This is a genomic window from Paenibacillus sp. FSL H7-0756 (assembly GCF_038006765.1).
In the GTDB taxonomy this organism is placed as follows: Bacteria; Bacillota; Bacilli; order Paenibacillales; family Paenibacillaceae; genus Paenibacillus_AQ.
Genome location: NZ_JBBOVT010000003.1, coordinates 1,474,686 through 1,501,519 on the forward strand (window position 1 = coordinate 1,474,686; position 26,834 = coordinate 1,501,519).

Annotated in this window: 19 protein-coding genes; 13 read left to right on the forward strand and 6 right to left on the reverse strand. The window is 52.9% G+C overall.

The window, feature by feature from the left end; translation table 11 throughout:
* Positions 1-33: 33 nt before the first annotated feature.
* The 3 genes from NST04_RS32255 to NST04_RS32265 all read right to left on the reverse strand — a co-directional run bounded on the left by NST04_RS32255 (position 34) and on the right by NST04_RS32265 (position 9,310).
* Positions 34-1,719: a DUF11 domain-containing protein gene (locus tag NST04_RS32255; RefSeq protein WP_341187862.1), complete on the reverse strand. Its 1,686-nt coding sequence runs from the start codon at positions 1,717-1,719 to the stop codon at positions 34-36.
* The gene (locus NST04_RS32260) at positions 1,716-8,384 is read right to left on the reverse strand and encodes a DUF7507 domain-containing protein (protein WP_445667979.1); all 6,669 of its coding nucleotides are present in this window, start codon (positions 8,382-8,384) and stop codon (positions 1,716-1,718) included. The genes NST04_RS32255 and NST04_RS32260 overlap by 4 nt, the downstream gene beginning before the upstream one ends.
* Positions 8,385-8,665: 281 nt before the next feature.
* A complete protein-coding gene (locus tag NST04_RS32265) occupies positions 8,666-9,310 on the reverse strand; it encodes a methyltransferase domain-containing protein (protein ID WP_341187864.1) in 645 nt (214 codons plus the stop codon).
* A 172-nt stretch (positions 9,311-9,482) separates the two neighbouring features.
* On the opposite strand from NST04_RS32265, the gene NST04_RS32270 reads away from it, so the two are divergent.
* Together NST04_RS32270 and NST04_RS32275 are read left to right on the forward strand one after the other, a co-directional pair.
* Entirely contained in the window at positions 9,483-9,914 is a 432-nt protein-coding gene (locus NST04_RS32270) for a hypothetical protein (protein ID WP_341187865.1), read from the forward strand.
* A 199-nt stretch (positions 9,915-10,113) separates the two neighbouring features.
* The gene (locus NST04_RS32275) at positions 10,114-12,390 is read left to right on the forward strand and encodes a copper amine oxidase N-terminal domain-containing protein (RefSeq protein ID WP_341187866.1); all 2,277 of its coding nucleotides are present in this window, start codon (positions 10,114-10,116) and stop codon (positions 12,388-12,390) included.
* Positions 12,391-12,475: 85 nt separating this feature from the next.
* Here the strand turns inward: NST04_RS32275 and NST04_RS32280 are convergent, their stop codons facing one another.
* Complete coding sequence (locus NST04_RS32280) at positions 12,476-12,931, reverse strand: hypothetical protein (protein WP_341187867.1); 456 nt, start codon at positions 12,929-12,931, stop codon at positions 12,476-12,478.
* A 168-nt stretch (positions 12,932-13,099) separates the two neighbouring features.
* On the opposite strand from NST04_RS32280, the gene NST04_RS32285 reads away from it, so the two are divergent.
* Positions 13,100-13,477, forward strand: a complete 378-nt coding sequence (locus NST04_RS32285; RefSeq protein WP_341187868.1) for a DUF423 domain-containing protein — start codon at positions 13,100-13,102, stop codon at positions 13,475-13,477.
* Between the two features lie 86 nt (positions 13,478-13,563).
* On the opposite strand, the gene NST04_RS32290 is transcribed toward NST04_RS32285, so the two are convergent.
* Positions 13,564-14,097 carry a hypothetical protein gene (locus NST04_RS32290; protein WP_341187869.1) on the reverse strand — a complete coding sequence of 178 codons (534 nt, stop codon included), beginning with the start codon at positions 14,095-14,097 and terminating at the stop codon, positions 13,564-13,566.
* Positions 14,098-14,310: 213 nt separating this feature from the next.
* Here NST04_RS32290 and NST04_RS32295 point away from each other — a divergent pair, with 213 nt between their 5' ends.
* On the forward strand, positions 14,311-14,613 hold the full coding sequence (locus tag NST04_RS32295; RefSeq protein WP_341187870.1) for a YunC family protein: 303 nt from the start codon (positions 14,311-14,313) through the stop codon (positions 14,611-14,613).
* Between the two features lie 277 nt (positions 14,614-14,890).
* Positions 14,891-15,352 carry a Dps family protein gene (locus NST04_RS32300; protein WP_036692784.1) on the forward strand — a complete coding sequence of 154 codons (462 nt, stop codon included), beginning with the start codon at positions 14,891-14,893 and terminating at the stop codon, positions 15,350-15,352.
* 76 nt (positions 15,353-15,428) lie between these two features.
* Here NST04_RS32300 and NST04_RS32305 read toward each other — a convergent pair whose 3' ends face one another.
* The gene (locus NST04_RS32305; RefSeq protein ID WP_341187871.1) at positions 15,429-15,908 is read right to left on the reverse strand and encodes a MarR family transcriptional regulator; all 480 of its coding nucleotides are present in this window, start codon (positions 15,906-15,908) and stop codon (positions 15,429-15,431) included.
* A 189-nt stretch (positions 15,909-16,097) separates the two neighbouring features.
* Here NST04_RS32305 and NST04_RS32310 point away from each other — a divergent pair, with 189 nt between their 5' ends.
* From NST04_RS32310 to NST04_RS32345, 8 genes are all read left to right on the forward strand, one after another.
* Positions 16,098-17,135: a nitroreductase family protein gene (locus NST04_RS32310; protein ID WP_341188124.1), complete on the forward strand. Its 1,038-nt coding sequence runs from the start codon at positions 16,098-16,100 to the stop codon at positions 17,133-17,135.
* Between the two features lie 149 nt (positions 17,136-17,284).
* On the forward strand, positions 17,285-18,067 hold the full coding sequence (gene sufC / locus NST04_RS32315; RefSeq protein WP_341187872.1) for a Fe-S cluster assembly ATPase SufC: 783 nt from the start codon (positions 17,285-17,287) through the stop codon (positions 18,065-18,067).
* A gap of 25 nt (positions 18,068-18,092) precedes the next feature.
* Positions 18,093-19,394, forward strand: coding sequence for a Fe-S cluster assembly protein SufD (gene sufD, locus NST04_RS32320; protein ID WP_341187873.1), 1,302 nt, complete (start codon positions 18,093-18,095; stop codon positions 19,392-19,394).
* The gene (locus tag NST04_RS32325; protein ID WP_341148910.1) at positions 19,391-20,617 is read left to right on the forward strand and encodes a cysteine desulfurase; all 1,227 of its coding nucleotides are present in this window, start codon (positions 19,391-19,393) and stop codon (positions 20,615-20,617) included. Before sufD ends, NST04_RS32325 begins: the two co-directional genes overlap by 4 nt.
* Positions 20,604-21,020 carry a Fe-S cluster assembly sulfur transfer protein SufU gene (sufU, locus tag NST04_RS32330; RefSeq protein ID WP_341187874.1) on the forward strand — a complete coding sequence of 139 codons (417 nt, stop codon included), beginning with the start codon at positions 20,604-20,606 and terminating at the stop codon, positions 21,018-21,020. Before NST04_RS32325 ends, sufU begins: the two co-directional genes overlap by 14 nt.
* Positions 21,021-21,062: 42 nt before the next feature.
* A complete protein-coding gene (gene sufB, locus NST04_RS32335) occupies positions 21,063-22,460 on the forward strand; it encodes a Fe-S cluster assembly protein SufB (protein ID WP_341187875.1) in 1,398 nt (465 codons plus the stop codon).
* A 735-nt stretch (positions 22,461-23,195) separates the two neighbouring features.
* The gene (locus NST04_RS32340; RefSeq protein ID WP_341187876.1) at positions 23,196-24,965 is read left to right on the forward strand and encodes an ABC transporter ATP-binding protein; all 1,770 of its coding nucleotides are present in this window, start codon (positions 23,196-23,198) and stop codon (positions 24,963-24,965) included.
* Positions 24,962-26,830, forward strand: coding sequence for an ABC transporter ATP-binding protein (locus NST04_RS32345; RefSeq protein ID WP_341187877.1), 1,869 nt, complete (start codon positions 24,962-24,964; stop codon positions 26,828-26,830). The genes NST04_RS32340 and NST04_RS32345 overlap by 4 nt, the downstream gene beginning before the upstream one ends.
* Positions 26,831-26,834: the final 4 nt, after the last annotated feature.

Below are 26,834 nucleotides of genomic sequence, written 5' to 3' on the forward strand. Positions count from 1 at the left end.
ATATTCAGGGAGATGGGGGATATGTGAGCTGTATTATTCACTGATTTCTTCCAGGAGCAGCTTGTAGGTATTAGAACGGGCCTCGCCGGAGTACCGCCGTCCGTCGATGGTGAATAGATACAGGGCAGCCGTAGAGCCTTGAAGATCCTTGCCCATATAATCCGCATTTATTTTGACAAAATAAGTGAGTGTGGAAGTCTGCCCCGCTTCCAGCGTTCCCAGAGCAACGGTTCCGCTATACGGCGTACCGGGTACAGTGATGGCGCTTATTGTAACGATATCGGGATCAATGACGGCACCCTGTGGCACAATCCGGATCACGGAGACCTCAGCCGGATAATTCCCGCTGTTGGACACGTAAATGTTGAATTCTGCGATGCCTCCAGGCTCGACAACGGGCGGCTCTCCCTCAATCTGGATCGAGATGATGGGCGTGAACAGCAACGTGGTCACCGCATTCGAGCGGGAGACCTGCCCGACATTGCGCCCGTCCGGCAGGGAGAATGTATACTGGACCACTCCCTGATTCTGAATGGCCGGAGTCTGGCGGATATCGGTGGCACCCGGAATAGATACGAGAAAATCAATCACCATAACAGCGCCTGCCCGTAAGGTGCCCAGCGGGATTCCGTCTCCGGGGCGCACGCCCCTCTGAGGAACCCCGTCAATACGGACGCTGTCCCAGACCAACAGTACGCTGGGCGGAACGGCGTCCGTGAGCCGTGCGTTCACAGCCAGATTGCCGCTGTTATTCACAGTGAACTCGTACCGCAGATTGTCGCCGGGCGCTGCACTGTAGAGATCAACCTTCAGCCTTACCGATAATCCAGGCTGGATGACCGTAATCTGAACCGTATTGCTTGTGGTCGAGGTTCTGGTGTCGTTAGCGTCATAAGAGATTTGTGCGTTCGCCAGAATCACCGAGCCTGGAGGATTCGAGCTCACCCGGACACGGTAGGAGATCTCGGAGACTGCTTCTGCAGGGAGCGAACCCAGCCCGATGCCTGATGCCGGGTCGGCCTCAGGCTGATAAATCCCGCCAGCGATAACACTTCCGGGAAGGAAGGTGGTGCCTTCCGGAACGGGAAGCGTGACAATGACTCCGGTCAGCGGCCGGGTGCCTTCATTCCTGAGCTGAAGGGTATAAGTGACGACATCCCCAATGAAGGTTGTGGGGGTGCTGGCTGAGAGCAGGGAAGACAACTGGTAAGACAGCAGGGAGACACTAACCGGATTGGAACGGATCTCCCCGTTTACCGCTCTGCCTTCAGGTGTATTGAAGGAATACGTGCCCACCGCCCTGTTAACCAGCTCGAGTGAAGGCGGAAGCGAGATGACAATGACCTGGAAGGCGATACTTACTCCCGAATGAGGAGCGAGCAGGCCAAGGGGAATGCCGGAAGATGGAGTAACCCCCGGAAGGGGCACTCCGTCTCTAAGCACACTATTGGCAATGAACGAGACGCCCGGAGGAAGCACATCCGTGAGGGTGACAACTGCCCCGGTATTGCCGCTGTTCCTGGCGGTCACAGTGTAGACGAGCGTCTCCCCCAGGGAGGCGCTCGGGCGGTCTGCTTGCTTTTGCAGCGATAACACAGGGCCCACGACAAGCGTATTGACGGTATTGGAATAGGTAACCGAGTCGGTGCCCTCTGCTGAGCTGTACAGAACCATGGACTGATTACTTACGACAGGCTGGAGCCGTGAGCCGTCTGTCATATGACGATGACCTGGACCTGGAAGGTTACCGTTGAGGTTGCTCCCGGTGCGATCGTTCCGATCAGGATACCGGTGCCCGGATTTGCTCCGGGACGAGGAGTGCCGTCTACAGTTACGCTGCCTGTAACGAACTGGCTGCCGGCCGGGATCGGGTCAACGAGGACCACGTTGTTGACGGGAACAATGCCGTTGTTGGTGACGGCAATCGTATAAGTGATGATATCACCGACAACCGCATCGACAGCCGGAGTGCTCTTAACTGCGGTTACGTCCGGTGAAGAGACGGGGATGACCAGCGTATTCGATACAGCAGATCCGGAGAGCGAGCGGCCATCCGGCGGCGTGAAGGTAAAGGTTGCGGCGGCCTGGTTCACCAGCTGCTGCGGTGAAGGCAGGGAAGCCAGCGTAACCTGCAGGGTGACGAGCATGGTAACAGTAGCGCCCGCTGGAACTGTACCCAGGTTGATTCCGGTAGTCGGATCAGCGCCGGGAACGGGCTGGCCGTTAACCAGTACGCTGTTCGGAATGAATACAGCTCCCGCAGGGATGGAGTCTGTTAAGGTGACGACAGCCGCAAGATTGCCTGTATTGGTAACGCTGAGTGAATAGGTGACGGTATCTCCCACCGTCGCATTCGTGGTATCGGCAGCCTTCAGAATGCCGATAACCGGCTGGAATACCGGAGTGACCAGCGTGTTGGAATAAGAGGCACCCGAGAATGCGCCGGAGGTGAAACTGATGGAAGCCAGATTGCTTAGTGTGGCTGGATTGGGCAGTGTATTAACCAGGATGTTGAAGGTAACCAGAACGGTAGCTCCTGGAGCTATGGTTCCGAGCGAAATCCCGTTTGCCGGATTGCCCCCGGGCAGCGGAGTGCCGTCCACGACTACGCTGCCGGCCACAAAGGAAGAGCCGGCCGGAATGGGATCACTCAGCACGGCATTATTAACCGGTGCAATGCCGTTATTGGTGACTGCAATGCTGTACGGAACGGTATCCCCCGGGACTGCATCAATTACAGTAGTGCTCTTGGCTACAAGAACATCCGGCGATGATACCGGAATCAGATTGATGTTCGAGCTGGCGGACTGGTTGAAGACGCGTCCATCCGGCAGCGTATAGTTGAAGGCGAGGATGGCCTGATTGCTAAGCTGCTGGCTGGCCGGCAGCGTGTCGATCACTACGGAGAACACTACAGTCAGCGCTGCACCGGCTGCAATACTGCCCAGGGTGATTCCGGTAGCAGGATCAGCACCCGGAGAAGGAAAGCCGTTAATCAGCACACTGTTCGGAACCAGAGTTGTACCTGCCGGAATCGTATCGGTCAGCGTGGCTGAGGCCGCATAGTTACCTGAATTGCTTACATTGACGGTATACACAATGGTGTCGCCTACCGTTGCATTTTGAGCGCTGGAGCTCTTGGCTGCGGCGATGATCGGCTGGAATACCGGAGTGGTCACAATATTGGAGAAGGCCGCACTGGACAGGGCGCCGGAAGTGAAGCTGGCTGAGGACTGATTGTTCAGTAACCCGGAAGGAGGCAGTGCTGTAACCGTCACGTTGAAGGCCACTGTGACGGAAGCCCCGGGAGCGATACTGCCTATGGTCACCCCCGTAGCCGGTGAAGCCGCAGGGCGTGCCACGCCATCCACGAGCACGCTGCCCGGAACGAAGGCGGTCCCGGCAGGCAGAGCATCCGTGAATACTACATTATTGACTGTCGCAATACCGTTGTTGGTTAAGGTTACGGAATACGAGATGGTGTCTCCGATATTGGTTGCGGTGGTTGCGGTAGTTTTGACGACAGCCAGGTTCGGGTTCGAGACCGGCAGGGTCACGGTATTAGTGAGGGAAGAGCCTCCCAGGGTTCTTCCGTCCGGCAAGGTGAAGCTGGAAGCCACGGTTCCCTGGTTGACCAGAACCTGCGGCGATGGCAATGAAGTGATGACCACCGAGAATGTGACAGCTACAGCCGCTCCCGGAGCGATGGTGCCTGCGGCAATTCCTGTGGAGGGATTAGCCTGCGGCAGAGGCAGCCCGCCGATTAGCACACTGTTCTCCTCAAAGGTAGTCCCGGCCGGAATATTGTCCGTGACCGTCAGGCTGGCTCCATAGTTGCCCGTATTGCTGATGTTAATGGTGTAGGTCACGGTATCCCCGACTGTGGCATTGGTGGTACTTGCAGCTTTGGCTGCTGCGATCACCGGCTGGAAGACGGGGACCGCCACAGGGTTGGAGAAGGTCGAGCCGGCGAAGACACCTGAGGTATAAGTGACGCTCGCCTGATTATCAATGGAGGCATCTGCAGGTACGGAGGCGACGGTGACACTGTAAGAGACAACGGCTGAGGCACCAGAGGCAAGCGTACTGACTGGAATCCCTGATGCCGGATGGGCATTAGGGAACGGAACCCCGTTCACGGACACGCTGCCGGGCACAAAAGTGGCTCCATCCGGTGTTGGATCGCTGAGGATCACATTGTTTACCGGGTCTGCCCCGTTATTCGTGATATCGACGGAATAGGCAATGGTGTCACCGATTGCTACTGAAGTGGAAGCGGTGCTCTTGACCACCGACAGGTTGGGGGCAGAGACGGCGATGGTTACGGTATTGGAGACGGCGCTGCCGCTGAGCAGCCGGCCGTCAGGCGGTGTGAAGGTATAGGTAGAAGCTGCCTGATTGACCAGCTGCTGCGGGGACGGCAGGGACACGATGAAGACCGTGAAGCTGACCGGTACACTTGCCCCGGGAGCGACAGTTCCGACAGTAATTCCGGTATCCGGTGCAGCCCCCGGCTGAGGAAAACCGCCGACAATAACGCTGTTAGGGTCAAAGGTAGTACCAGCCGGGATATTGTCGGTTAACGTAACATTGGCGGCCAGGTTACCGGTATTGCTGACCACAACGGTATAAATGACCGTATCGCCAACTGTGGCGTTCAGGTCACTGGCGCTTTTGACAAGCGAGATCTGCGGCTGTGTGACCGGTGTGGTGGTAACATTGGACGATGAAGAGCCGGAGAAGACCCCGGAGGTGAAGCTGACGGTCGACTGGTTATTGACCTGTGAAGGAATCGGCATGGTTATTCTCACCTCGAATGTGACGGCAACGGAGGCTCCAGGCCCCAGGCTGCCGATTGGGATGCCGGCGGACGGAACTGCCAACGGCTGGGAGACGCCGCCGACAATTACGGTTCCGGGAAGGAACGCTGCATTCTCTGGCAAGGGATCGCTGAGAATGATGTTGCTGACAGAGGCAATACTGTTATTCGTCAGCACGGAGGTGAAGGTGAGGATATCACCGGTGCCGGCATCAATGGCATTGACGCTTTTGACCACACTGACATTTGGTGCCGAGACGGGTACGGTAAGGGTGTTCGACACGGTGTTACTGCCAAGCTGACGCCCATCCGGCAGGGTGAACGTGTAGGAGGCCGCTGCGGTATTGGGCAGCTGCTGGTTCGGGGGGAGCGCAGTAACCGTAACAAGGAAGCTGACTACGACGCTGTCACCCGGAGCAAGCGGACCCACCGGAATGCCGGTTAAGGGACTGTACCCCGGCAGCGGCGTTCCGCCTATACTTACGCTGTTGGTCTCGAATACCGTCTGCGGCGGCAGGGCATCGGTCAGATTCAGCATGGCCGCGATATTGCCGGTGTTGCTGGCCAGGATGGAGAAGGAGAGCAGACTGCCGACAGAAGCCTGCGCAGGATTTGAGCTTTTGACAAGTCCAATGACTGGAATGAAGACCGGGGTAGACACTGTATTAGACAGGGCTGTTCCGCTGAATGAGCCGGCCGTAAATGAGGCGCTGGCCCGGTTGCTCAGTTGTGGCGGGCTTGGAATAGAGGTCGCATTAACCTGGAAGACAACGATGCTTGTTGCGCCCGCAGCAAGTGTTCCGAGAGCAATCCCGGCATTAGGATTGGCAGAGGGTACGGCCGTTCCGTTCACCGTGACAGTTCCCGCTACAAAGGCACTGCCTGCCGGAGCCGGATCAGACAGCACTACATTGTTAACAGCTACACCGCTGGGGTTGGATACGGAGACGGTGTAAGTAAGATATTCGCCTACAGCCACAGAGGTGAGATTGGCATTTTTGAGAATCGTGATGTTCGGGGCAGAGACCGGAATAGTTACCGTATTGGATACACTTCCACCGGACAGAGAGCGTCCGCTGGGCAACTGATAGGTGTAGCTGCTGCTGCCCTGGTCCGTCAAGGTTGCCGGAGACGGCAGGGATTGAACAGTGGTGAGGAAGGTTACGGTCAAGGCGGCTCCCGGTGCTACGGACCCGAGCGGAATTCCGCTTACCGGAGAATCTGACGGACGGACCACGCCGTTTACGGTGACGCTTCCGGCGACGAAGGCAGATCCGGCAGGAATCGTGTCAGTTAAGGTTACCGTTGCTGCGAGATTGCCGGTATTTTGGACTTGCAGGGTATACAGCACATTTCCCCCAACCGTGGCGCTGCCGGGGCTTGCGCTTTTGGTAATACCGATCACGGGCTGGTATACGGGAGTCAAGGTTGTGTTGGACTGTGTGATGGCGTTGAAGGACCCAGAGCTGTAAGAGGCCGATGACTGGTTAGCGAGCTGGCCGCTTCCCGGCACAGAGTTGACACTCACCTGGAAGGTTACTGTTACGCTGGTCCCTGGCGCAATGGTGCCTACGGATATCCCCGAAGCCGGATCAGCAGCTGGCCGGGCAGTTCCCGCCACCACCACGCTTCCCGGCACCAGAGTGCTGCCCGCGGGTATCGGATCAGAGAGCACAACATTCGTGACGGCGACGATTCCGTTATTAGTAACCACAGACGTATATTGCAGGGTATCGCCTACAGCGACATCCGGGAAGCTGGCGCTTTTGACAAGGGCGACATTCGGCAATCTGACAGGTATGGTGAGCGTATTGGAGGCTGCCGTACCGTTCACTGTCCGCCCGTCAGGAACCAGGAAGGTATAGGCGGCTGTAGCCTGGTCAACGAGCTGCGGAGGAGAGGGCAGGCTGTTCACCAGCACGCGGAACTGGACGGTCGAGCTTCCTCCTGCTGCGATGGTGCCGATGGCGATCCCGGCGGCGGGATTACCCGCCACAGGCGTACCGTTTACCGTGAAGCTTCCCGGAACATAGGAGCTGCCTGCAGGAATGTTATCCGTGAGCGTAGTAGTGGCGCCGATATTGCCGGTATTGGAGATTTGCAGAGTGTAGAGAATCTGGTCTCCGACGGTTGCGTTGGTAGTATTGGCGCTCTTGACAATGCCGAGAACCGGAGAATATACCGGCAGCGATTGTGTATTGGATGGAATAACCCCGCTCACAATCGGGCCTCCGGCCACACTCTGGAAGGTGAAGGCGGCGGTGGCTGTGTTGGGAACGAACTGCGGATTCGGCAAGGAAGTCACTCTGGCTTGATAGGTAACCGTTATAGAAGTGCCAAGGGCCAGCGATCCCAGCGGGATGCCGGAGGTTATATCATAAGTCGGCCTGGAAACACCGGCCACCACCACGCTTCCTGCGACAAAAGTAAGACCTGCCGGTAAGGTATCCGACAATACAACACTGGCTGCACTTGCCGTACCGGTATTGTTGACCGTTACGGTGTAGGTGACCAGATCGCCTACGATAGTACCGGCGACATTTGCGCTTTTGGTCAAGGAGATCTTGGGAGCATTGATGTCAATTTGCAGCCCGTTGGCGTTAACGACATACGCATCGCCTGAAGTAGTCAAGGTCAGGAGTGCAGAGGACTGGTTATTGACCAGACGCGCAGAGACATCCACATTCGTGATATCCCATCCCTGCCGCCCCCCGACAATGTTGGAGCCCGGACTGCCGTTGGTCTGGTTGCGGGTACCGAACGTTCCGGTCGTATTCAGATTGCCGGCATCATTGTTAATCTGTGAGGCGAAGAAGTTGTTAGCAAAGTTGTTAGGCCCGGACAAGGCGACCTGGGTGGCGGAGGTAGGGCCGAAAAGCGCCTGGTCACCCGAGCGGTTAGCATCTCCTTCCTGGGCGCTGAACTGGATACGTCCGCCTAGCGCGCCGGTAACCGGTGTGGCGAAGCCGGTAATGGTGGTGACCACCGGAGCCGAGGAGGCTTGGACAAGGACTGCGCCTGCGCGCAGAGACATGTTGCGGAAGGGCAGCGACGGATTCTGGTAGATGACGGCAAGTGTCCAGCCCGCATGGTTGGCAGTGGAATCACCAGGAATAACAATAGTCCCGACTACACCGCCAGTGACATAGGTTCCGGCACCGGAGGCTTGAATGGTGCTGGTGACATTGGCGGAACGGACATACGCGAGTGCCCCGCCACCCAGATCCACCGAATTGGCTGTGGCTGAATCGGGGGTGACACTGACCGTGTTCCCGAGCGGTGTAGTAAAGGATACAGGGTTGTTGATTGCCGCGGTGAGATTGACGGTGCCGTTAACATAGGAACCGCCCCAGATCAGCTCGGCATACAGAACCGTGCTTCCGGCAGGGAGTACTAGAACTGCTGCTGAACTGTTGCTCTGATATAAACTGGTAGTGCCGGCAGGGTAAGTGCCGTATACAGAAGCTGTATTGATCGTAGAGAAGCCTCCGATACTGTCCTGTGTACCCGGTACACCGGCAATTTCAGAGCGGCTTAGTCCCAGTGTGTTGCCTGTGAAAGTGATGGCGCCTGTTGCATTAACCGTAGACCGAACGACTAGAGGAATAATTTTCACCTCCTTTTGAATAGAAGCTCTGACAGCAAGTGGAAACGGCTTTGCCGTCCTTGTAAAGGACGGTACCGTTTCAGCGAGAAATAGAAGGATAAGTTATCATGTGAAACAAATAAATTCTTCTATTTTCAAAAAAAAAGCAGACCGGCTCCTGTGTGAGCCGATATGCCATCTTGCTTGTGTTGTAATAGCCTATGTTCCTTTGTGGGCAATCTTGTATGTCCATCTGAATTTTATAACATATATTTCCTGTTCTGCAGGCGAAGCCGGCGCTCTAGCAGCGCCTGTGGTTCAGGCAGCACCTTCCGGCTCATTGCCTCCAGTTCCTCACCCGTAATCTCCCGCTTAATGACGGCGAAGTGGTACATAATTTCATGGATGACATTGGACTGCAGCGTCTTCAGAACCTCCAGCTCTTCCGCATCATACAGATTGTCGTCATACGGATATTGATAGAACAGCTCCATCCGCAGCAGTCTGAAGTCAAACGGCGGCAGCGGTACGGGATAATCCGGGATCTCCGGGCACAGCGGACTCTGATAGGGCTGGAAGAAGCTGCCGGTGAAATAGCGGGGGGTATACTCATCGAACTTTTGCTTAAACATAGGGTTAGAGGCATGCGGGAAGCTATGGGCATAGGGTGAGAGAATGCACACAACCGCTTGGTGCGTGCTTATTCTATAAATCTCTGACATCGCTGCAAACAGATCGTTCACATAAGGCATGACCCGGCTGGCCATCACGAATTCGGCCGTATTGTCGGGCAGGGGGATTCCTTCGCAAATATCGCAGACGATATCCACCCCGGGGTACTGTGTGCGGTCGATTCCCAAATACCCGGACTCTTTGCCGGGGCCGCAGCCGATATCGATTCTCAAGGATACCACTCCTTCAAATGCTGAATAAGGCTCTTCATGTATTGTATTAGTCCGGCGCTTCTGTGCGTACGGCTGATGCCCAGCCCGTAACGGCAAGTTTACACTACCCGTCTTGCGGGGTAATCCTTAGGTAAGGTAAGCAGCACACAACTAAGCAGAGGAGGTACACATCATGAGATTAGAGCGTACGCTACCCGGTATGACAGCAACTGCTATATTAATGTTCACCCTGACGGCTTGCGGCGGGAACAGCCCGGCGGGAGCCCCCGGAGAATCTTCTTCAGCAGGCTCTTCGGGCATCCCTGTACTACAGACGGCGGCGGTACCTCTCGCCAGTCCGGTGCTTAAGTCTAGTCCTTCCGCAGCCGCAGAGTCGGAGAAGATTCAGGGCTCAGGCACTTACGTCGGGCAGATGGACCCCCATTCTGTGGAGATTGTAACAGAAGAAGGGCCCACAGCCTTCGAACTCGGTGCAGGCACAGAGGATGCGCCGGAAGGGCTTGAGATGGATGAACCTGTAGTATTTACTTATGTGGAAAAAATAGTCGGAAAAGATCCTGTCGCGATTCAGCGGGTCTTGTCCAGTCTGACCAAAGCGGACTGATTCGGCAGGGTGCCGGGAACCGGGACTGCAATGGCGGAATATCCCATGGGTATTCTCTGTTGCAGTCTTTTTGCCGTTTTTGGAACCGGCTCCAAAGGTTATTTTTTTGTAACCGGTTCAGAGAGAAACTTTTTCCGCCCGGCTTACGTCAAAGAGATAGCAAAATGAGAGATGTTTCCTATTTCGGGAGGGTGAGCTTGTGAAAAAGTTATGGATTTCGATTGTAGCAGGATTGTTGGTGTTCCCGATGTTGTTTCAGGCCCCTGCCCAGGCAGCAGCTAAACCCATCAAAGTTATTATTGATGGAGTGACCTTGTCCACCGATCAGCCGCCGGTAATGGTGAACGGACGGACCATGGTACCGCTGCGGGCTATCTTTGAAGCCTTCAATGCCGACATCAAGTGGAATCAGAAGACACAGACAGTAACTGCCTCTCAGAATGATACAACGATTGTACTGAAGATTGGCTCCAAAATTGCCACAATCAACAACAAGGCAGTCAGTCTTGATGTGCCGGGCCAGAATCTGAAGGGCCGCACCATGGTACCTACCCGGTTCGTCAGTGAAGCGCTAGGCCGCGAGGTCGGCTGGAATCCGGCTGCGCAGATTGTAACGATCACCACTCCGGTTCCGGCAGGTGGGAATGCGGCTCCGGTATCTGGGGTAACCGCCCAGGATATCGGCGATTATGGAGACGGCCGGGATCTGCAGGTCAGCTTCAACCGTGCGGCCGACGAATCGCTGGTGGATCACTACCGCGTGCTTATCGCCAAGAACGGCACCACACTAAATCTGTCGTCTGCACTGGCAGTAGGGTCCTATAACTACTCTGTTGCTCTGGTAACAGGCGCCAATCCTGTTGTGAAGCTGAATGCAGCCGCCAGAACGATCGACGGTGACCTGATTAAGAATAATCAGGGATATAGCGTATATGTAGTGACAGTCGGCAAAGGCAATAATACCAGCGCAATCTCCAGTGCATCTGCCGTTATTACATTGCAGAACAAGGCTGTTCCGGCATTGGGCACCGTCCAGGCAACGGATGCCAGTGATTACGGGGACGGACGGGATCTCTCCGTCAGCTTCAACAAGCTGGCCGATGAGAGTAAGATCAGCACTTACCGGATCTTCGTAGTCAAAGCGTCGATTTCCCAGGTGTTTGATCTGGGCAGAGCTAATGCGGTGTCCAGCAGCAATTACACGCAGATCAACAAGACGGGGAACAATATCAGCATGAACCTCACCTCCGGCTCCAGAGATACAGATGGAGCGCTGATCAAGACGGGTGTCAGCTACAGGGTATATGTACTGGCGGTTGACAGCAGCAATGCCGCGAATAATGTGCTGTCACCTGCTTCGGCGGCCCTTACACTCGCCAATGCAGGGGTATCCAACCTGAATGTGACCGATGTGAACGATTATAATGACGGGCGGGATTTGAAGGTTACCTTCAACCATGCCTCAGACGAGACTAACATCAGCCAATACCGCATTCTGGTTGTGCCTGCGAACTATTACAGCAGCTTCAACCTAAGTGATGCGAATAACGTATCCAGTGCGAATTATACGGCGGTAAACACATCAGGAACGTACACCGAACAGATTCTGAGCTCCTCCAGCAGAGATGTGCGCGGTTCCCTGATCAAGAACGGCACCAGCTACAGAGTGTATGTGCTCGCAGCAGGCAACTGGAACAATTCGGGCTCAAATGTACTATCTGCTGCTTCTCCGGCGATTACGCTGGTGAATACCTCCGGCCTCAGTGCCATATCGAATCTGAGTGTGAGTGATGTGAACGATTATGGAGACGGCCGTGATCTGAGAGTATCGTTCAATCATGCCGTAGACGAATCTTACATCAGCCATTACCGGATTCTGGTAGTGCCTATGAATTATTACAACAGCTTTAGCTTGTCAGATGCCAATAATGCGGGCAATTATACTACCGTTGGTACATCCGGGGACAGCACCAATCAGGTGCTCGACAGCTCAGCCAAAGACGTACGCGGCGCAGCCATCAAGCCGGGAATCAGCTACCGGGTATATGTATTGACTGTCCGAAACGGCAGCTACCAGGGAGCTAACGTATTGTCGGAGGGATCGGCAGCCATTACCTTATCGGCTAAGCTGCCTGTCACCTCCGTGACGAATGTGACCTATGGCATGGATAACGGTAAAGTTGTGGTTAACTTCACCAAGTCCGCCCGTGAGTCGAATATCTCCGAATACCGGGTATTCGTAGTCCCTTCCAAGCAGAGCTTCGGTACAGCTGAGGCCCTTAGCGTGCAATCGTCTTACTACAGATCGGCAGTCCCCAACGGAAGCAATCTCTCGATAGCGGCTGCAGCCAGAGATATTAATGGTAACCCGATTGTCAAAGGCACCAAGTATAAGGTATACGTGCTTGCGGTAGCCAACAACTCTGGAGTGCAGAACGGCGGACTGTCCGATTCAAGCGAAGAGTTCGAGATCTAAACGTCCAGTCCTGTTTCTATAGTTGCACCAAAAAACACAGCATGTCCCGGTTAGGGGATATGCTGTGTTTGCTGTGGAGCGGTTATCAGGACGCTCCGGCATTCACGAACACAACGGATAGCAGAAGCATGAACAGAAGCAGGAAGCCGGCGTTGATGATGGTGCCGATGACAGCAAATACCTTGCGCCGTCTGCGCAGGGTCAGGCCGATAATGCCGGTAACCGTCCCGATGATATTCACTGCGACCAGGATCAGCATGGTCAGGCCCAGATACATGATCGTTTCGGCCGAATCGGCAATCAGTTTATTATGCTCATTCATCAGAGAAGACGCTTGCGCCCCTACATACACAAAGGTAATGGCATAGCAGACCAGTGTGAGCAGAGCAATTACGAACGAAGCGATACCGGGGCCGGAGTGTTTATAGTCGCGTTTGTTCTCCTGGTATGCGTGATCCGGGTTCGTGTCTTGTTCCGAAGAGCCCCATCTTGCAGACTCGGTTGCGGCGTTGTCCGGTTTGGGAGGTGAATGATAATCCATGGGCTGCACTCCTTGAGATGTAATAGGTTATTACTACCACTTCATCATAACACCGCTCTAAATGCAAGTCTTCAAGGCGCATGAGCTATGGAATAATGCGGCTGGTAAAAGGCGAAGCAGATACGTTAAGATAGGAGAAGTTCAACTCAGGGAAGGAGCTATGTATCCATGCAACGAAGATTGATAGGCTGGGGAGCCTTGCTGGGAATGCTGTCCGTTGCCATTGGGGCGTTCGGATCGCATATCCTGAAGCCAAGAATAAGTGAGCACTATCTGCAGGTGTACGAGACGGGCGTACAGTATCATATGTTCCATGCGCTGGCTCTGATACTTATCGGGCTTGCCGCAGGGCAATGGGGCGAAAGTGTCCGTCTGCGCTGGGCAGGGCGGCTGATAGTTGCCGGGGTGATCCTGTTCTCGGGCAGCTTGTATATCCTCAGTATTTCCGGCATCAAGGTTCTCGGTGCGATTACTCCGCTTGGAGGCGTATGCTTCATTGCGGGCTGGATCTGCCTCGCCTTGGAGGCTTTCTCGCGCAAGAAGTAAAGTGCGGCCGGAGCATATATTCACCACAATAACGGTAAGACGAAGAAGCACCCGCCCCCGGAACCCGGAGGGGGTGCTTCTTCGTCTTACAGAAATTCATCGATTTCATTAAGCTTGAATGTGTAGACCTGCTTCTCGTCCACATGGTATACACTCAGCGAATTCTCAGTTTCGTCAAAATTCAGAATACGGCAGGGCATGGACACCTGCTTGCCATGCCGGTTCGCACGAAGCCGGACCAGCTGGTTATTCTGAATGTACTGCCTGATTTTGCCGAATACATCAGCAGGAGTTTCTACCGGTGCTGCCGCTGGTCTCTTGGCGGCGGGCTTCTCCGCAGGCTTGGCTGCAGGAGGGTCTGCCGGCTTCTCCGGCAACTTCACCTGTACGGGAGAAATTGTCGAACCGTCATTCTTCAGAGACATTTTTGCGGACTTCAGCAGATGATCAATGGCTCTTCCAAGCTCCAGCCCGGAGTTGATGTTGAAATCCGTGACTTTGTCGCTGGCATTCAACATTTCAAGCAGGAACTGCAGCGCAAGCGGGTTCGTTCGGGCATTAATCAGGATGTCGACATTAAATAGATAATTGCCGTCGGTGTGTTGTAGTTTCTTATCCATTAATCCCCCAGCTTAATCGTTAGTCACGATTTCTTTAATTTAAATTAGTATATAAACTATACCACTAAATTAGCGGAAATTATATACCCTCCTGCATAGAAATAAGGACTTCTGACCCTCCAATTTCTCTACGAACTAGGACCATCGTCCACACGCGCTCTGAACCATAAGCATAACCTACAACGTGAATGTGAAAAGAAGGAGGTGCTGCAAATGGTAACGTTAGAGCCTATGCAGGTGGGCGACCATGTCCTGGTGGGTGTTGAGGTGAAGCTGCCCAAAACTACACTGCTCAGCATCAGTACAGACAAGGGATATATCATGTGCGGGGCGCTGGACATTGGACTGCTGAATGAGACGCTGAGCGACCGGCAGATTATTGCGGCAAGAGCTGTGGGGGTACGCACGCTTTCTCAGCTGCTGGCCGCGCCGCTGGAGTCTGTAACTTTAGAAGCGGAGAAGCTGGGAATTGTGCCGGGCATGTCCGGTGCAGAGGCCCTGCTGCTAATGATGTAAGGCGCATAGCGATGGTGTAGTCAGCCAAGGAGCTTCCCTGCCCCTTGGCTGATTGTATTCTGTCTTTGAAGCGTAGCATTAAGCATAACCGGCGACTGCTTGGTTCATCCTACGGGGTAGGACAAAAGCTTGCATCTGGTGACGGGGATGAGGGCTTGCCCGGGGTCAAGCTTGTTTCGCCCTCCAGGCAGAAGGGTAAATGAAGAATAGACAACTGCAAGGCCGGACAATGGACAAGCAGCCGGCTAAATTCTATGGATAAGGAAGGGATCATCTCATGGCTAAAGCATCAAACAAAGTGAACACCGCTTCATTGGAACAGGTACTGAACCGTCAGGTTGCCAACCTGAACGTATTGTATGTGAAGGTGCATAACTATCACTGGTATGTGAAGGGTGAGCAGTTCTTTGCCCTTCATGTGAAGTTCGAAGAGCTGTACGATGATATTACTCTTAAAATGGACGAGGTGGCTGAGCGCCTGCTGAGCATCAAAGGCAGTCCTGCAGCAACTATGAAAGAATATCTGGAACTGGCTACCATTCAGGAAGCCACAGGCAAAGAAGATGCACGCGGTATGGTTCAGGCGCTGATTGAGGATTTCGCTACAGTAGCGGAAGAACTGACAGAAGGCATCGAGCTGGCGGAAGAAATCAGCGACCAGCCGACCGCAGACCTGTTCATCAAGATCCGCACGGATCTGGAGAAGAACCAGTGGATGCTGCGCGCTTTCCTGGGCTGAATGCCGGGTAGCGTCCAATAATGGAGAAGACGAAGCCAAGCCTCCCGCGGGAGGCTTTATTTTTTTAATAGTGGGGTTATTTTGGACTTTGATCAATTATCGTTTGGACGAATTTCAGGGAAGCCTGCAGCTCCGGCTCTGTGAAGGAGTTCATGCTCTCAAGAAATTTCTGTTCAAGGTGCTCATGCATCTTGGCGTGGATGTCAAAGAGCTGTCTGCCTTTAGGGGCAAGGCTGAAGTATACCTCTTTCTTGTTGTCGTTCATCCGGCTTCGCTTGATGCAGCCATCCTGCAGGAGCTTGGTGCTGATTTTGGTGATGCTCGCCTTGGACAGCTTCATTTTGTCCGCAATTGCAGTACTGTTAATCGGTTCGTTATTGCCGATACAATCGAGGACATGAATGCTGGTTAGACTGGTTGATGATAACGTAATCCCGTGCTCCTGCAGGAGATCAGCAAAAGTATTCTCCTCAGCGGTAAAAATTTCTTCTGATAAATGTGATAAATGGATAAAACGGTCATACAGCAGGCGCTTAAGTCCTTCGGCTGGATACATGGGGAAAGGCCACTCCTTCTTATATATATTAAATCTATTCTAATTCATAATTATTTATCAGTAAACAAATGATTAACGGATTTAACTCTTGTGATAACGGATTGACATTCCTCGAATTTAAAAATATAGTTTACTGGTAAATCATTTTATACGCCAAGCTATATTCAGGGAGGAATGAGAGTGAAGAATATGTCCGGCACCATAAGAGAACGGCGGACGATTAGGAGATTCAGCGATATCCCAGTTGAGCAGGGAATTATTGTATCTTTGCTGAATGAAGCTGCCGCTTTATACGAGGCCGAGGGAACACCCCGCTGGCGCTGTCTTTTTGCCGGGGACCCCGAGTCCCGGAATGAACTGGCTGAATGTATGATCGCGAAGGTGAAGGGAAGCACTCTCGCCAAGCTCCTTCCTGCCAAAATGACCGATCTTATGAAGAAGCAAATCATAAATACACCGGCCCACCTGCTATTCATTGCTGAATCCGGTGAAACGGAGCGCCAGCAGGATATCAATTATGCCGCAGTATGCAGCATCATGCAGAGTGTCCAGCTTTTGGGCTGGGAGCAAGGGCTCGGTATGTTGTGGTATACAGATCCAATGATGCTTAGCGAACCCTTTTATAAGAAAATTGGTTTGCAGGCAAAAGAAAGATTTGCCGGAATTCTGGAAATCGGCTACTTTGACAAAGCACCAAAGGGGCGGAAAAGAACGCCGGCTGAGCGAAGCTGGACTATCATTGGTGAGGAGGGCAGCTTGCTTGCAAATTCCGCTCTGCCTGCTCCACAAAGCGTACTGAAGCTGCTGAACGAAGCAGTCTGGGCACCGAATGACGGCATGCGGGAGCCGTGGCGGTTTATCTATGTAACCGGCGGCGAAGTTGCCCGTCAACTCAGCTTCGTAGAGGAGCAGATTGTGCTGCCGTTGCTTCTGGTTGTAGCCACAGAAGAAGCCGATCCTCATAAGCAGCAGGAGAATTATGCCGCAGTCTGCTGTCTCGTCCAGAATTTTCAGCTTCTGGCCAAATCTGAACCGTGGCAGGTACGCCGCCACATTCCGGAATGGGTGTATGAACGGGAACGGTATAAGGCACTTGGACTTCGTCCGCTGGAGCGGATCGTTGCTGTGCTGGAACTGGGCGGGTACAAAAGAGGTCCAGAATCCAGAGCTTTACCTCCAGAAGTAAGAATAGAGCTGAATTCATTTGTAAAAACCGGACCTTTGTAATAAAATTAGTGAGAATCATTGATAATCATCCCGATTCACTTTATAATAATTACAATGTGATAAAAAATCTAAATGCTTGTAATCAGGGTTAACCTGTGACAATACAACTTTCTGATTTCGCAAATCGATCAATGGAGGGAATAATAATTATGGCAGCAGAATTTGTCATTGAGGGACTGAAAGCGACGATTGAAGGAAAAGAAATTCTGAAGGGGATTAACCTTCAGATGAAGGGCGGAGAAATTCACGCGATTATGGGCCCGAACGGTACTGGTAAAAGTACGCTGGCCTCAGCGCTGATGGGACACCCTAAGTATGAGGTTACAGAAGGCACCGCTGTACTCGAAGGCGAAGACCTGCTGGAGATGGCAGTGGATGAACGCGCCCGTGCCGGATTGTTCCTGGCGATGCAATATCCGAGTGAAATCAGCGGAGTAACAAATTCCGACTTCCTGCGCAGTGCGATCAACTCCCGCCGTGAAGAGGGCAGTGAAATCTCGCTGATCCGTTTCATCCGGCTGATGGAAGCCAAGATGAAGGAGCTGGATATGAATCCTGAATTCCTGCACCGTTATCTGAACGAAGGCTTCTCCGGCGGGGAGAAGAAGCGTAACGAGATTCTGCAAATGATGATGCTGGACCCGAAGATCGTCATCCTTGACGAAATTGACTCCGGCCTTGATATCGATGCCCTCAAAATTGTTGCCGACGGCGTGAACTCCATGCGCAGCCCGGAACGCGGATTCCTTGTTATTACCCACTATCAGCGGTTGCTTAACTATATCAAGCCTGACTATGTGCATGTCATGATGCAGGGACGGATTGTGAAATCCGGCGGTCCTGAGCTGGCACAGAAACTGGAAGCAGAAGGTTACGAATGGATCAAGGAAGAGCTCGGCATTGAAGACGAAACTGTAGGACAAGAAGCTTAGAAACGCTGGAAGGAGGAAACCACTTATGACGACGCAAACCATACTTCCCGTGGACGCCCAGCAGCTCAGCGCACAGTCGCAGAGCAGCGGCGAACCGGGCTGGCTGAAGGACAGCCGCTTGAAGGCTCTGGGTCTTGCCGCTGAGCTTGATCTGCCGAAGCTGGAGAAGACGCGGGTTGACCGCTGGAATATCAACAACTATGGGGAATACAAGCCAAGCCAGGCGCTGGCGGCACTTCAGGATGCACCGGCCTCTATTGCCGGGCTGATTGAAGGACAAGAGGAAGGCAGCCTGATTATTCAACGGAATTCAGGGGCTGTGTATGCCCGTCTGGCTCCGGAGCTGGCTGCGCAAGGCGTTATTTTCACCGACTTGCAGAGTGCAGTCAGAGAGCATGGAGACCTTGTTCAGCGTTATCTGCATAAAGCAGTATTGCCTGAAGAGCACTCCATCGCCGCGTTGCATGCAGCATTATGGAACGGCGGGGTATTCCTCTATGTTCCGAAGAATGTCATCCTCGAGACTCCGCTGCAGGCGGTGCTGCTCACGGATGACGCTGAAGCTGCTTTTGTACCGCATATTCTGATTGTAGCCGACACGAATAGTTCCGTGACTTACGTGGATAACTATGTATCGGATAAGTCGGAAGCAGGTCTGCATAACGGAGCGGTTGAGGTCTTCGTCGGTGCTGGCGCTACAGTGAGATACGCTACGGTACATCAGCTCGGACAGGATACTACAGATATTACTTACCGCCGCGCCGTTGTGGAGAATGACGGTACTATTGAATGGATCATCGGTGAGATGAACTACGGCGATACGGCCAGCGATACCAAGTCGGTGCTTAAGGGTAATGGCTCAAGCTCAGATGCGAAGGTCATTGCTGTAGGCTCCGGCTCGCAGAAGCTGAGCTATACTACACAGGCGCAGCATTTCGGACGGAATACACCGAGTGATATGATTACCCGTGCTGTTATGCGGGATTCAGCAACCTCGATTATTAACGGAATTACGAAGATCGAGAAGGGCGCTACCAGAGCTGACGGACAGCAGACAGAGAAGGTTCTGATGCTAAGCCCCAAAGCGCGCGGAGACGCCAACCCGATTTTGCTTATAGATGAAGATGATGTTACCGCAGGCCATGCCGCTTCCGTAGGACAGGTCAATTACGAGCAAGTCTATTACCTGATGTCCCGGGGATTATCGCGGCATGACGCAGAAACACTGATCATTTACGGCTTCCTTGCACCTGTTGTGTCGCAAATTCCACTGGAGGGACTGCGCAATCAGCTCCAATCTCTTGTGGAAAGGAAGTTAGGCCAATGATTAGCAGTCAGATCCGGGAGCAGTTTCCCATCCTGAACCAGAAGATCAACGGCCATCCGCTCGTCTACCTGGACAGTGCGGCCACTTCACAGAAGCCGCGCCAGGTCATTGAGGCGGTCAAGTCTTACTATGAATGGGATAATGCCAACGTACACCGCGGGGTACATACCCTGGGGAGCCGGGCAACCGATGCGTATGAAGGCGCCCGCGAGAAGCTGAAGAACTTCATTAATGCCCGCAGTGTGAAGGAAATCATCTTCACACGCGGGACAACGACCGCACTCAATATTGTAGCTTCCTCATACGGTCCTTCCGTCCTGAAGGAAGGGGATGAGATCGTGATCACCCAGATGGAGCATCACAGCAATTTCATTCCCTGGCAGCAGCTGGCCAAGAACACCGGGGCCACCCTGAAATTCCTGCCGCTGCAGAAGGACGGGACGATTACGCTGGAGGATGCCGAGCAGACGATTACTGCCCGGACGAAGATCGTAGCCATAGCGTATGTATCCAATGTCATGGGGGTTACCCATCCTATCAAAGAGCTTGCAGCCATTGCCCACCGGAACGGTGCAGTAATCGTTGTGGATGGGGCACAGAGCACACCGCATATGAAGGTAGATGTGCAGGACCTGGATTGCGATTTCTACGCCTTGTCCGGGCACAAGATGCTTGCGCCTACGGGTATCGGGGCTCTCTATGGCAAGAAGGCATTGCTGGAAGCTATGGAGCCGGTTGAATTTGGCGGCGAGATGATCGATGATGTCGGGCTGTATGAGTCCACCTGGAAGGAGCTGCCGTGGAAGTTCGAAGGCGGAACACCGATTATTGCAGGTGCCGTCGGCTTAGGGGCAGCGATTGATTTCCTCCAGGAGGTCGGGATGGATGAGATCCACCGCCACGAAATGCAGCTTGCCGCATATGCGGAGCAGAGGCTGTCAGAGGTCAGTGATCTGACGATCTATGGTCCCCGCAACCGTCAGGTGGGGGTAGTCACCTTCAACCTGGGTGATGTCCATCCGCATGATGTGGCCACCGTGCTGGATGCGGAAGGCGTGGCTGTCCGAGCGGGGCATCATTGCTGCCAGCCGCTCATGCGCTGGCTGGAGGTCAGCTCCACCGCCCGGGCAAGCTTCTACCTGTATAATACAGAGCAGGATGTAGACGCACTGGTTCAAGCCTTACTTAAGGCAAAGGAGTATTTCAGCTATGAACTTGGATGACTTATATAGACGCGTAATTATGGATCATTACAAAAATCCCCGGAATCGCGGCTCATTTGAAGACGACGTACTTAAGATCGAGCTCAATAACCCTACCTGCGGCGACCGTATTACGCTTCAGCTTAAGGTGGAGGATGGCGTTGTCCAGGACGCCCGTTTCAGCGGCGAAGGCTGTTCGATCAGCATGTCGTCGGCTTCGATGATGACGGAAGCGGTCAAAGGCCAGACAGTAGCGCATGCGCTTGAGATGGCCGACAGCTTCTCCTCTCTAATGAAGGGTGAGGAAGCAGATTTCGGAGATTACGAAGATATTGAAGCCCTGTCCGGTGTAAATAAATTTCCGGCGCGGATCAAATGTGCCACTCTGGCCTGGAACGCGCTTCGCAAAGGCATAGAAACGTAAAAAAAGCTCATCAATAACATTACACTCAAGGAGGCTGACACCATGGCTAAGAAAGCGCCTGATATGGAGGAATACCAGTATGGGTTCCGTGACGAGCACAAGTCGATATTTCAGTCTGGTAAAGGACTCACGGAAGAAATCGTCCGGGAAATCTCCGCGATCAAAAACGAGCCGGAATGGATGCTGGAATTCCGGCTGAAATCCCTGGAGCAATTCCGCAAGATGCCTATGCCTAAATGGGGCGGCAATCTGGACGATCTGGATTTCGAGGATATTCAATATTACGTAAGACCTTCCGAGAAACAGGGCAAGACCTGGGAGGAAGTTCCTTCCGAGATTAAGGAGACCTTCGACAAGCTGGGGATTCCGGAAGCGGAGCAGAAGTTCCTTGCAGGTGTCTCTGCACAGTATGAATCAGAGGTAGTCTATCACAGCATGCAGAAGAACCTTGAAGATCAGGGTGTTATCTTCACGGATACGGATTCCGCGCTGCGTGATCACCCGGAACTGTTCAAGAAGTTCTTCGGTACGATCATTCCTCCTGCTGACAACAAGTTCGCCGCACTTAACAGTGCTGTATGGTCAGGGGGCAGCTTCATCTATGTTCCGAAGGGTGTGAAGTGTGAAGTTCCTTTGCAGGCTTACTTCCGCATCAACTCCGAGAACATGGGACAATTCGAGCGTACTCTGATTCTGGCAGACGAAGACAGCTTCGTGCATTACGTTGAAGGCTGTACTGCCCCGATCTACAGCACGAACTCGCTGCACAGCGCCGTGGTTGAGATTCTGTGTATGAAGAATGCACGTGTCCGTTATACAACCATCCAGAACTGGGCACCGAACATCTATAACCTCGTTACCAAACGTGCGGTTGCTGAAGAGAATGCTACCATGGAATGGGTAGACGGCAACATCGGCTCCAAGCTGACGATGAAATATCCGGCAGTGGTGCTTAAGGGCCGTGGAGCAAAGGGTTCTGTATTATCCATCGCAGTAGCGGGCAAGGACCAGCATCAGGATGCAGGCGCCAAAATGATTCACTTGGCACCAGACACCACCTCTACGATTGTCTCCAAGTCGATCAGCAAGCACGGCGGCAAGGTTACTTACCGCGGACTCGCCTCCTTCGGCCGCAAGGCAGAAGGTGCGAAATCCAATATCAAATGCGATACACTCATTCTGGATAACGAGTCCACCTCGGACACGATTCCTTACAATGAGATCATGAACGATAACATTGTGCTTGAGCATGAAGCGACGGTCTCCAAGGTATCTGAGGAGCAGCTATTCTACCTCATGAGCCGCGGTCTCTCCGAAGCCGATGCCACGCAGATGATTATCATGGGCTTCATCGAGCCGTTCACTAAAGAGCTGCCGATGGAATATGCGGTCGAGATGAACAGATTGATCAAGTTCGAAATGGAAGGCAGTATCGGGTAACCGGAAGCTTCCTCCAATACTCAAACCTATAATTAGTGAGTGTCCACAGAACTTTGATGCAGGTTGGTCAAAGGTCTGTGGGCATTTTTGTGTTTTATTAGGGCTGCTTGAGTTTTTTCTGTAGTAGGGATGAGGCGGACTGAGAAGCTCTTATTTCTTCAAAAAAGCTCATATTGGTGCTGAAACGGACTGAGTTTCCCTTATATTGTCTTTAGAGATGTTAAAACAGGGACGGTCTGTGAAATAAAGGAACCTAAGTCCGATTGCTGAGTAAATACTGCTGATTTTCCCGATTAGCGGAATTTCAGTCCTCTTCAGAGGCCATTACGCAATGAAAATACATAAAATACCTTTTATTAGGCTTCCAAAAAGCTGCTTCGCGTCGTTGAATCTTGCTATATCTTAATTGAGCAGTATTTGCGAGGAAATAGCAGCATTTAAAACGACGGGCGTCCTTTAGCCCCTGCTTAAGCCCTGTTTATTCCGAAAAAAGAGGGAAAACGGTGGTTTCTCCCCTTTGCCGCATTAAATTAGGGATGATAAACTGCTTAAAGTCACTAAATTGGAAGCGCTAAAAAAGCTGGCTTACGGTGCGATATTTAGAGGCTAAGTTCTTGCTTACGGAGCAGGTTACTTCGTAAAGCTAAGTTTATGCTTACGAGGAGGTTACTTCGTAAAGCTAAGTTTATGCTTACGGAGCCAGCTTTACTTCGTAAAGCTTTAAGGAGGAGAGATATGGATGTTCTCAGGCAACTGCGGGGCTTTTATCGGGAGAAGCTGCACTATCTGATTCTGTCGATTGTATGTTTGGCGGCCGCAACTGCAGTGGGGCTTATAACCCCCAATTTGTTAAGGAGATTGATCGATGATGTTATTGTTCCCCTAAAGTTTACTGAGGTGCCCGTACTCGCTCTCAGTGTGCTTGCTGTCATTATTGTCAAGGCGTGCCTGCAGTTTGCCCATGGATTTTTCGGCGGACGGCTGGGGAATTTCCTGGCTTACCGGCTGCGCAATGCCTGTTATGAGAAGCTGCAATTTCTGTCCTTCCGGTATTATGATACGGCGAAGACAGGTGACCTGATGTCCCGGCTGACCGGGGATTTGGAAGCAATCCGCATGTTCATCGGCTTCGGATTTGCCCAATTGCTGAATGTGTTCTTCATGGTTCTGTTCGGCTCCATTATGATGTTCACCATCAATTGGCAGCTGACGCTGGTTACTCTGATCACAATGCCGTTTCTGGCGGTAGTTGCACTCAGATTTGAATCCAAGATTCATCCGGCCTTTCAGGAGATGCGCCTGGCGTTAAGTTCCCTGACAACGGCTGTACAGGAGAATGTCACCGGGGTAAGAACGGTCAAATCGTTTGCCAGAGAGGCCTACGAAGTTGAGAAATTCTCACACCGTAATGAACGTTATAAAGATAATCAGATTTTTGCGGCCGAGCTGTGGAGTAAATTCTTCCCGTTCATGGAACTGCTGGCTTCGGTCAGTGTAGCTATTCTGCTGGGTGTCGGCGGTACACTGGTTATTAACAAGCAGATGTCGCTGGGTGAGCTGGTTGCGTTCTTCAGCCTGATCTGGTACATCATCGGTCCGGTCTGGGGACTTGGGTTCCACATCAACAACTATACCCAGTCGAAAGCCTCCGGCGAACGTGTGCTGGAAGTGCTAAATCAGCAGATTCATGTAAAAGATAAAGAGAATGCCCGCGAGCTTGTTGCAGCTGAAGTGAAGGGAGAGGTGGAGTTCGACCATGTCACCTTCGCTTACGGAAACAAAATGCCGGCAGTCAAGGATATTCATTTCCATGCCGAGCCCGGTGCGGTCATTGGCTTCCTTGGCGGAACGGGGTCCGGTAAATCCACGATTACCCAGCTGATGATGCGTGCCTATGATGTGAATCAGGGGAGTATCAAGCTCGACGGTGTGGATATCCGCGAATTCCAGGTCCGCAGTCTGCGTTCGCAAATATCGACGGTGTTCCAGGAGACCTTTCTGTTCTCCTCATCAATCCGCAATAATATCTCTTATGGACTGAAGAATGTCAGCATGGATGAGATCATCCGTGCCGCCGAGCTGGCAAAAGCGCATGACTTCATTATGGAGATGCCGGAAGGCTACGATACCGTAGTCGGGGAGCGCGGGATGGGTCTCTCGGGCGGTCAAAAGCAGCGCATTGCCATCGCCCGCGCACTGCTGAAGAATCCGCGGATTCTTATTCTGGATGATGCGACCAGTGCGGTAGATATGGAGACGGAGCATGAGATTCAGGCCGGCTTCCAGGAGGTTATGCGCGGACGGACGACCTTGATTATTGCCCATCGGATATCTTCCCTGCGCCATGCCGATCAGATCATTGTCATGAATGAAGGTAGAATGGTCCAGCAGGGCACCCATCAGGAACTGATCGCGGTCCCGGGGCCTTATCAGGATGTGTACCGGATTCAGTACGCCGATTATTTAGCCAGGGATAACGGACGAGAGGCAGGTGATCCGGCATGAGTCTTGAGACCTCCAAGCAGACTGCTGACGGTGTATTAAATACCGACAACAGTAAGGTTGAAGAACAGACGCTTGAAGAACGTTTTATCTATAAAGACGATGATGTGATTGACAAGGCTTTTGACTGGAAGCAGTTCACCCGCTTATTCAGCTATATGAAGCCATATGCAAGGCAGATGCTGCCGCTGGTCTCAATTATGATGATTCTGGGCACGATTACCAAGCTGACAGTTCCGTTCCTGACCAGTATGGCGATTGATAAAGCGATTGCTCCAAAAGACGGAAACACCAGCTTGACACTGCTCTACACATTAACAGCCAGTGTTATCATTCTGTATCTGATTCAATGGATTGCCGGCGTATACCGGATCAAATATACGAATGTGATCGGCCAGCGGGTGATTTATGACCTGCGCTCGGACCTGTTCCGGCATATCCAGAAGTTGTCCTTCAACTTCTTCGATAAACGTCCGGCCGGATCAGTCCTCGTCCGGGTGACCAATGATATCAACTCGCTGCAGGATTTGTTCACCAACGGGGTCGTCAATCTGATGATTGACTGTGTGCAGCTGTTCGGTATTATGATTATTCTGCTGCTGATCAACTGGAAGCTGGGGCTGGCCGTGATGATTACGGTGCCTATTATGTTCCTGATCTCGACCAAGCTGCGGCAGAGAATCCGAATTGCCTGGCAGGATGTGCGCATGAAGAACTCGCGGATCAACTCCCATCTGAATGAGTCCATTCAAGGGATCCGTGTCACACAGGCCTACACTCAGGAAGAAGAGAACATGCATTATTTCGATGCCATGAATATGGACAGCCGGAAATCGTGGAACAAGGCCTCGGCCATGAACCAGGCGTTTGGTCCGATCATTGAAGTCACCGGCGGCTTCGGAACGATGATTCTCTTCTGGTTCGGGGCTTACCTGATTCAGTCGGGAGAGCTTACGGTTGGCTTCCTGGTTGCCTTCAGCAGTTATGTCAGCAACTTCTGGGACCCGATCAACCGGCTGGGACAGATGTACAATCAGCTGCTGGTTGCAATGGCTTCCTCCGAGCGGATCTTCGAGTATCTCGATGAGCAGCCTGCGGTTCAGGATAAACCGGGAGCGACCCCGCTATCCAAGATTAAGGGAGATATTCACTTCGATAATGTTGTGTTTGAATATGAGAAGGGCCGTGCGGCCCTTAAGGGCATTAACCTGGATGTCCAGGCAGGCCAATCCATTGCTCTCGTAGGACATACCGGCTCCGGCAAAAGCACGATCATCAACCTGATCGGCCGGTTCTATGATATCAAGAGCGGCGGCATCACCATTGACGGGCGGGATGTCCGCGATGTTACCCTCCAGAGTCTGCGCGAACAGATCGGGATTGTTTTACAGGATACCTTCATCTTCTCGGGAACGATCCGCGACAACATCCGCTTCGGACGGCTGGATGCTACGGACGAAGAGATTGAAGCGGCCGCCAAGGCCGTAGACGCCCATGATTTCATCGTCAAGCTGCCTGCCGGCTATGATACCGAAGTCGAGGAGCGGGGAAGCGCACTGTCCATGGGACAACGCCAGCTGCTGTCCTTCGCCCGGGCGCTGCTGGCCGATCCGCGGATTCTGATCCTCGATGAAGCGACCGCCAGCATCGATACAGAGACGGAGATCAAGATTCAGGAAGCGCTGAAGCTGCTGCTTCAAGGCCGGACCTCCTTCATCGTCGCCCACCGGCTCTCGACCATCCGTCATGCGGATAAGATTGTAGTGCTGGATCACGGCGAGATTAAGGAAGAAGGCAATCATGCCGAGCTGACCAAGCATGACGGCATTTATAACGGTTTAATTGAAGCACAGTTCCGCTTCTTATAGAAGC

Coding starts and splice junctions, on each gene's coding strand:
- NST04_RS32280 (WP_341187867.1), bottom strand. CDS start 12,931: ATGGATTATCATTCACCTCCCAAACCGGACAACGCCGCAACCGAGTCT.
- NST04_RS32305 (WP_341187871.1), bottom strand. CDS start 15,908: ATGTATCCAGCCGAAGGACTTAAGCGCCTGCTGTATGACCGTTTTATC.
- NST04_RS32340 (WP_341187876.1), top strand. CDS start 23,196: ATGGATGTTCTCAGGCAACTGCGGGGCTTTTATCGGGAGAAGCTGCAC.
- NST04_RS32290 (WP_341187869.1), bottom strand. CDS start 14,097: ATGGATAAGAAACTACAACACACCGACGGCAATTATCTATTTAATGTC.
- sufU (WP_341187874.1), top strand. CDS start 20,604: ATGAACTTGGATGACTTATATAGACGCGTAATTATGGATCATTACAAA.
- NST04_RS32345 (WP_341187877.1), top strand. CDS start 24,962: ATGAGTCTTGAGACCTCCAAGCAGACTGCTGACGGTGTATTAAATACC.
- NST04_RS32300 (WP_036692784.1), top strand. CDS start 14,891: ATGGCTAAAGCATCAAACAAAGTGAACACCGCTTCATTGGAACAGGTA.
- sufD (WP_341187873.1), top strand. CDS start 18,093: ATGACGACGCAAACCATACTTCCCGTGGACGCCCAGCAGCTCAGCGCA.
- NST04_RS32255 (WP_341187862.1), bottom strand. CDS start 1,719: ATGACAGACGGCTCACGGCTCCAGCCTGTCGTAAGTAATCAGTCCATG.
- NST04_RS32285 (WP_341187868.1), top strand. CDS start 13,100: ATGCAACGAAGATTGATAGGCTGGGGAGCCTTGCTGGGAATGCTGTCC.
- NST04_RS32270 (WP_341187865.1), top strand. CDS start 9,483: ATGAGATTAGAGCGTACGCTACCCGGTATGACAGCAACTGCTATATTA.
- NST04_RS32295 (WP_341187870.1), top strand. CDS start 14,311: ATGGTAACGTTAGAGCCTATGCAGGTGGGCGACCATGTCCTGGTGGGT.
- NST04_RS32310 (WP_341188124.1), top strand. CDS start 16,098: ATGTCCGGCACCATAAGAGAACGGCGGACGATTAGGAGATTCAGCGAT.
- sufC (WP_341187872.1), top strand. CDS start 17,285: ATGGCAGCAGAATTTGTCATTGAGGGACTGAAAGCGACGATTGAAGGA.
- sufB (WP_341187875.1), top strand. CDS start 21,063: ATGGCTAAGAAAGCGCCTGATATGGAGGAATACCAGTATGGGTTCCGT.
- NST04_RS32325 (WP_341148910.1), top strand. CDS start 19,391: ATGATTAGCAGTCAGATCCGGGAGCAGTTTCCCATCCTGAACCAGAAG.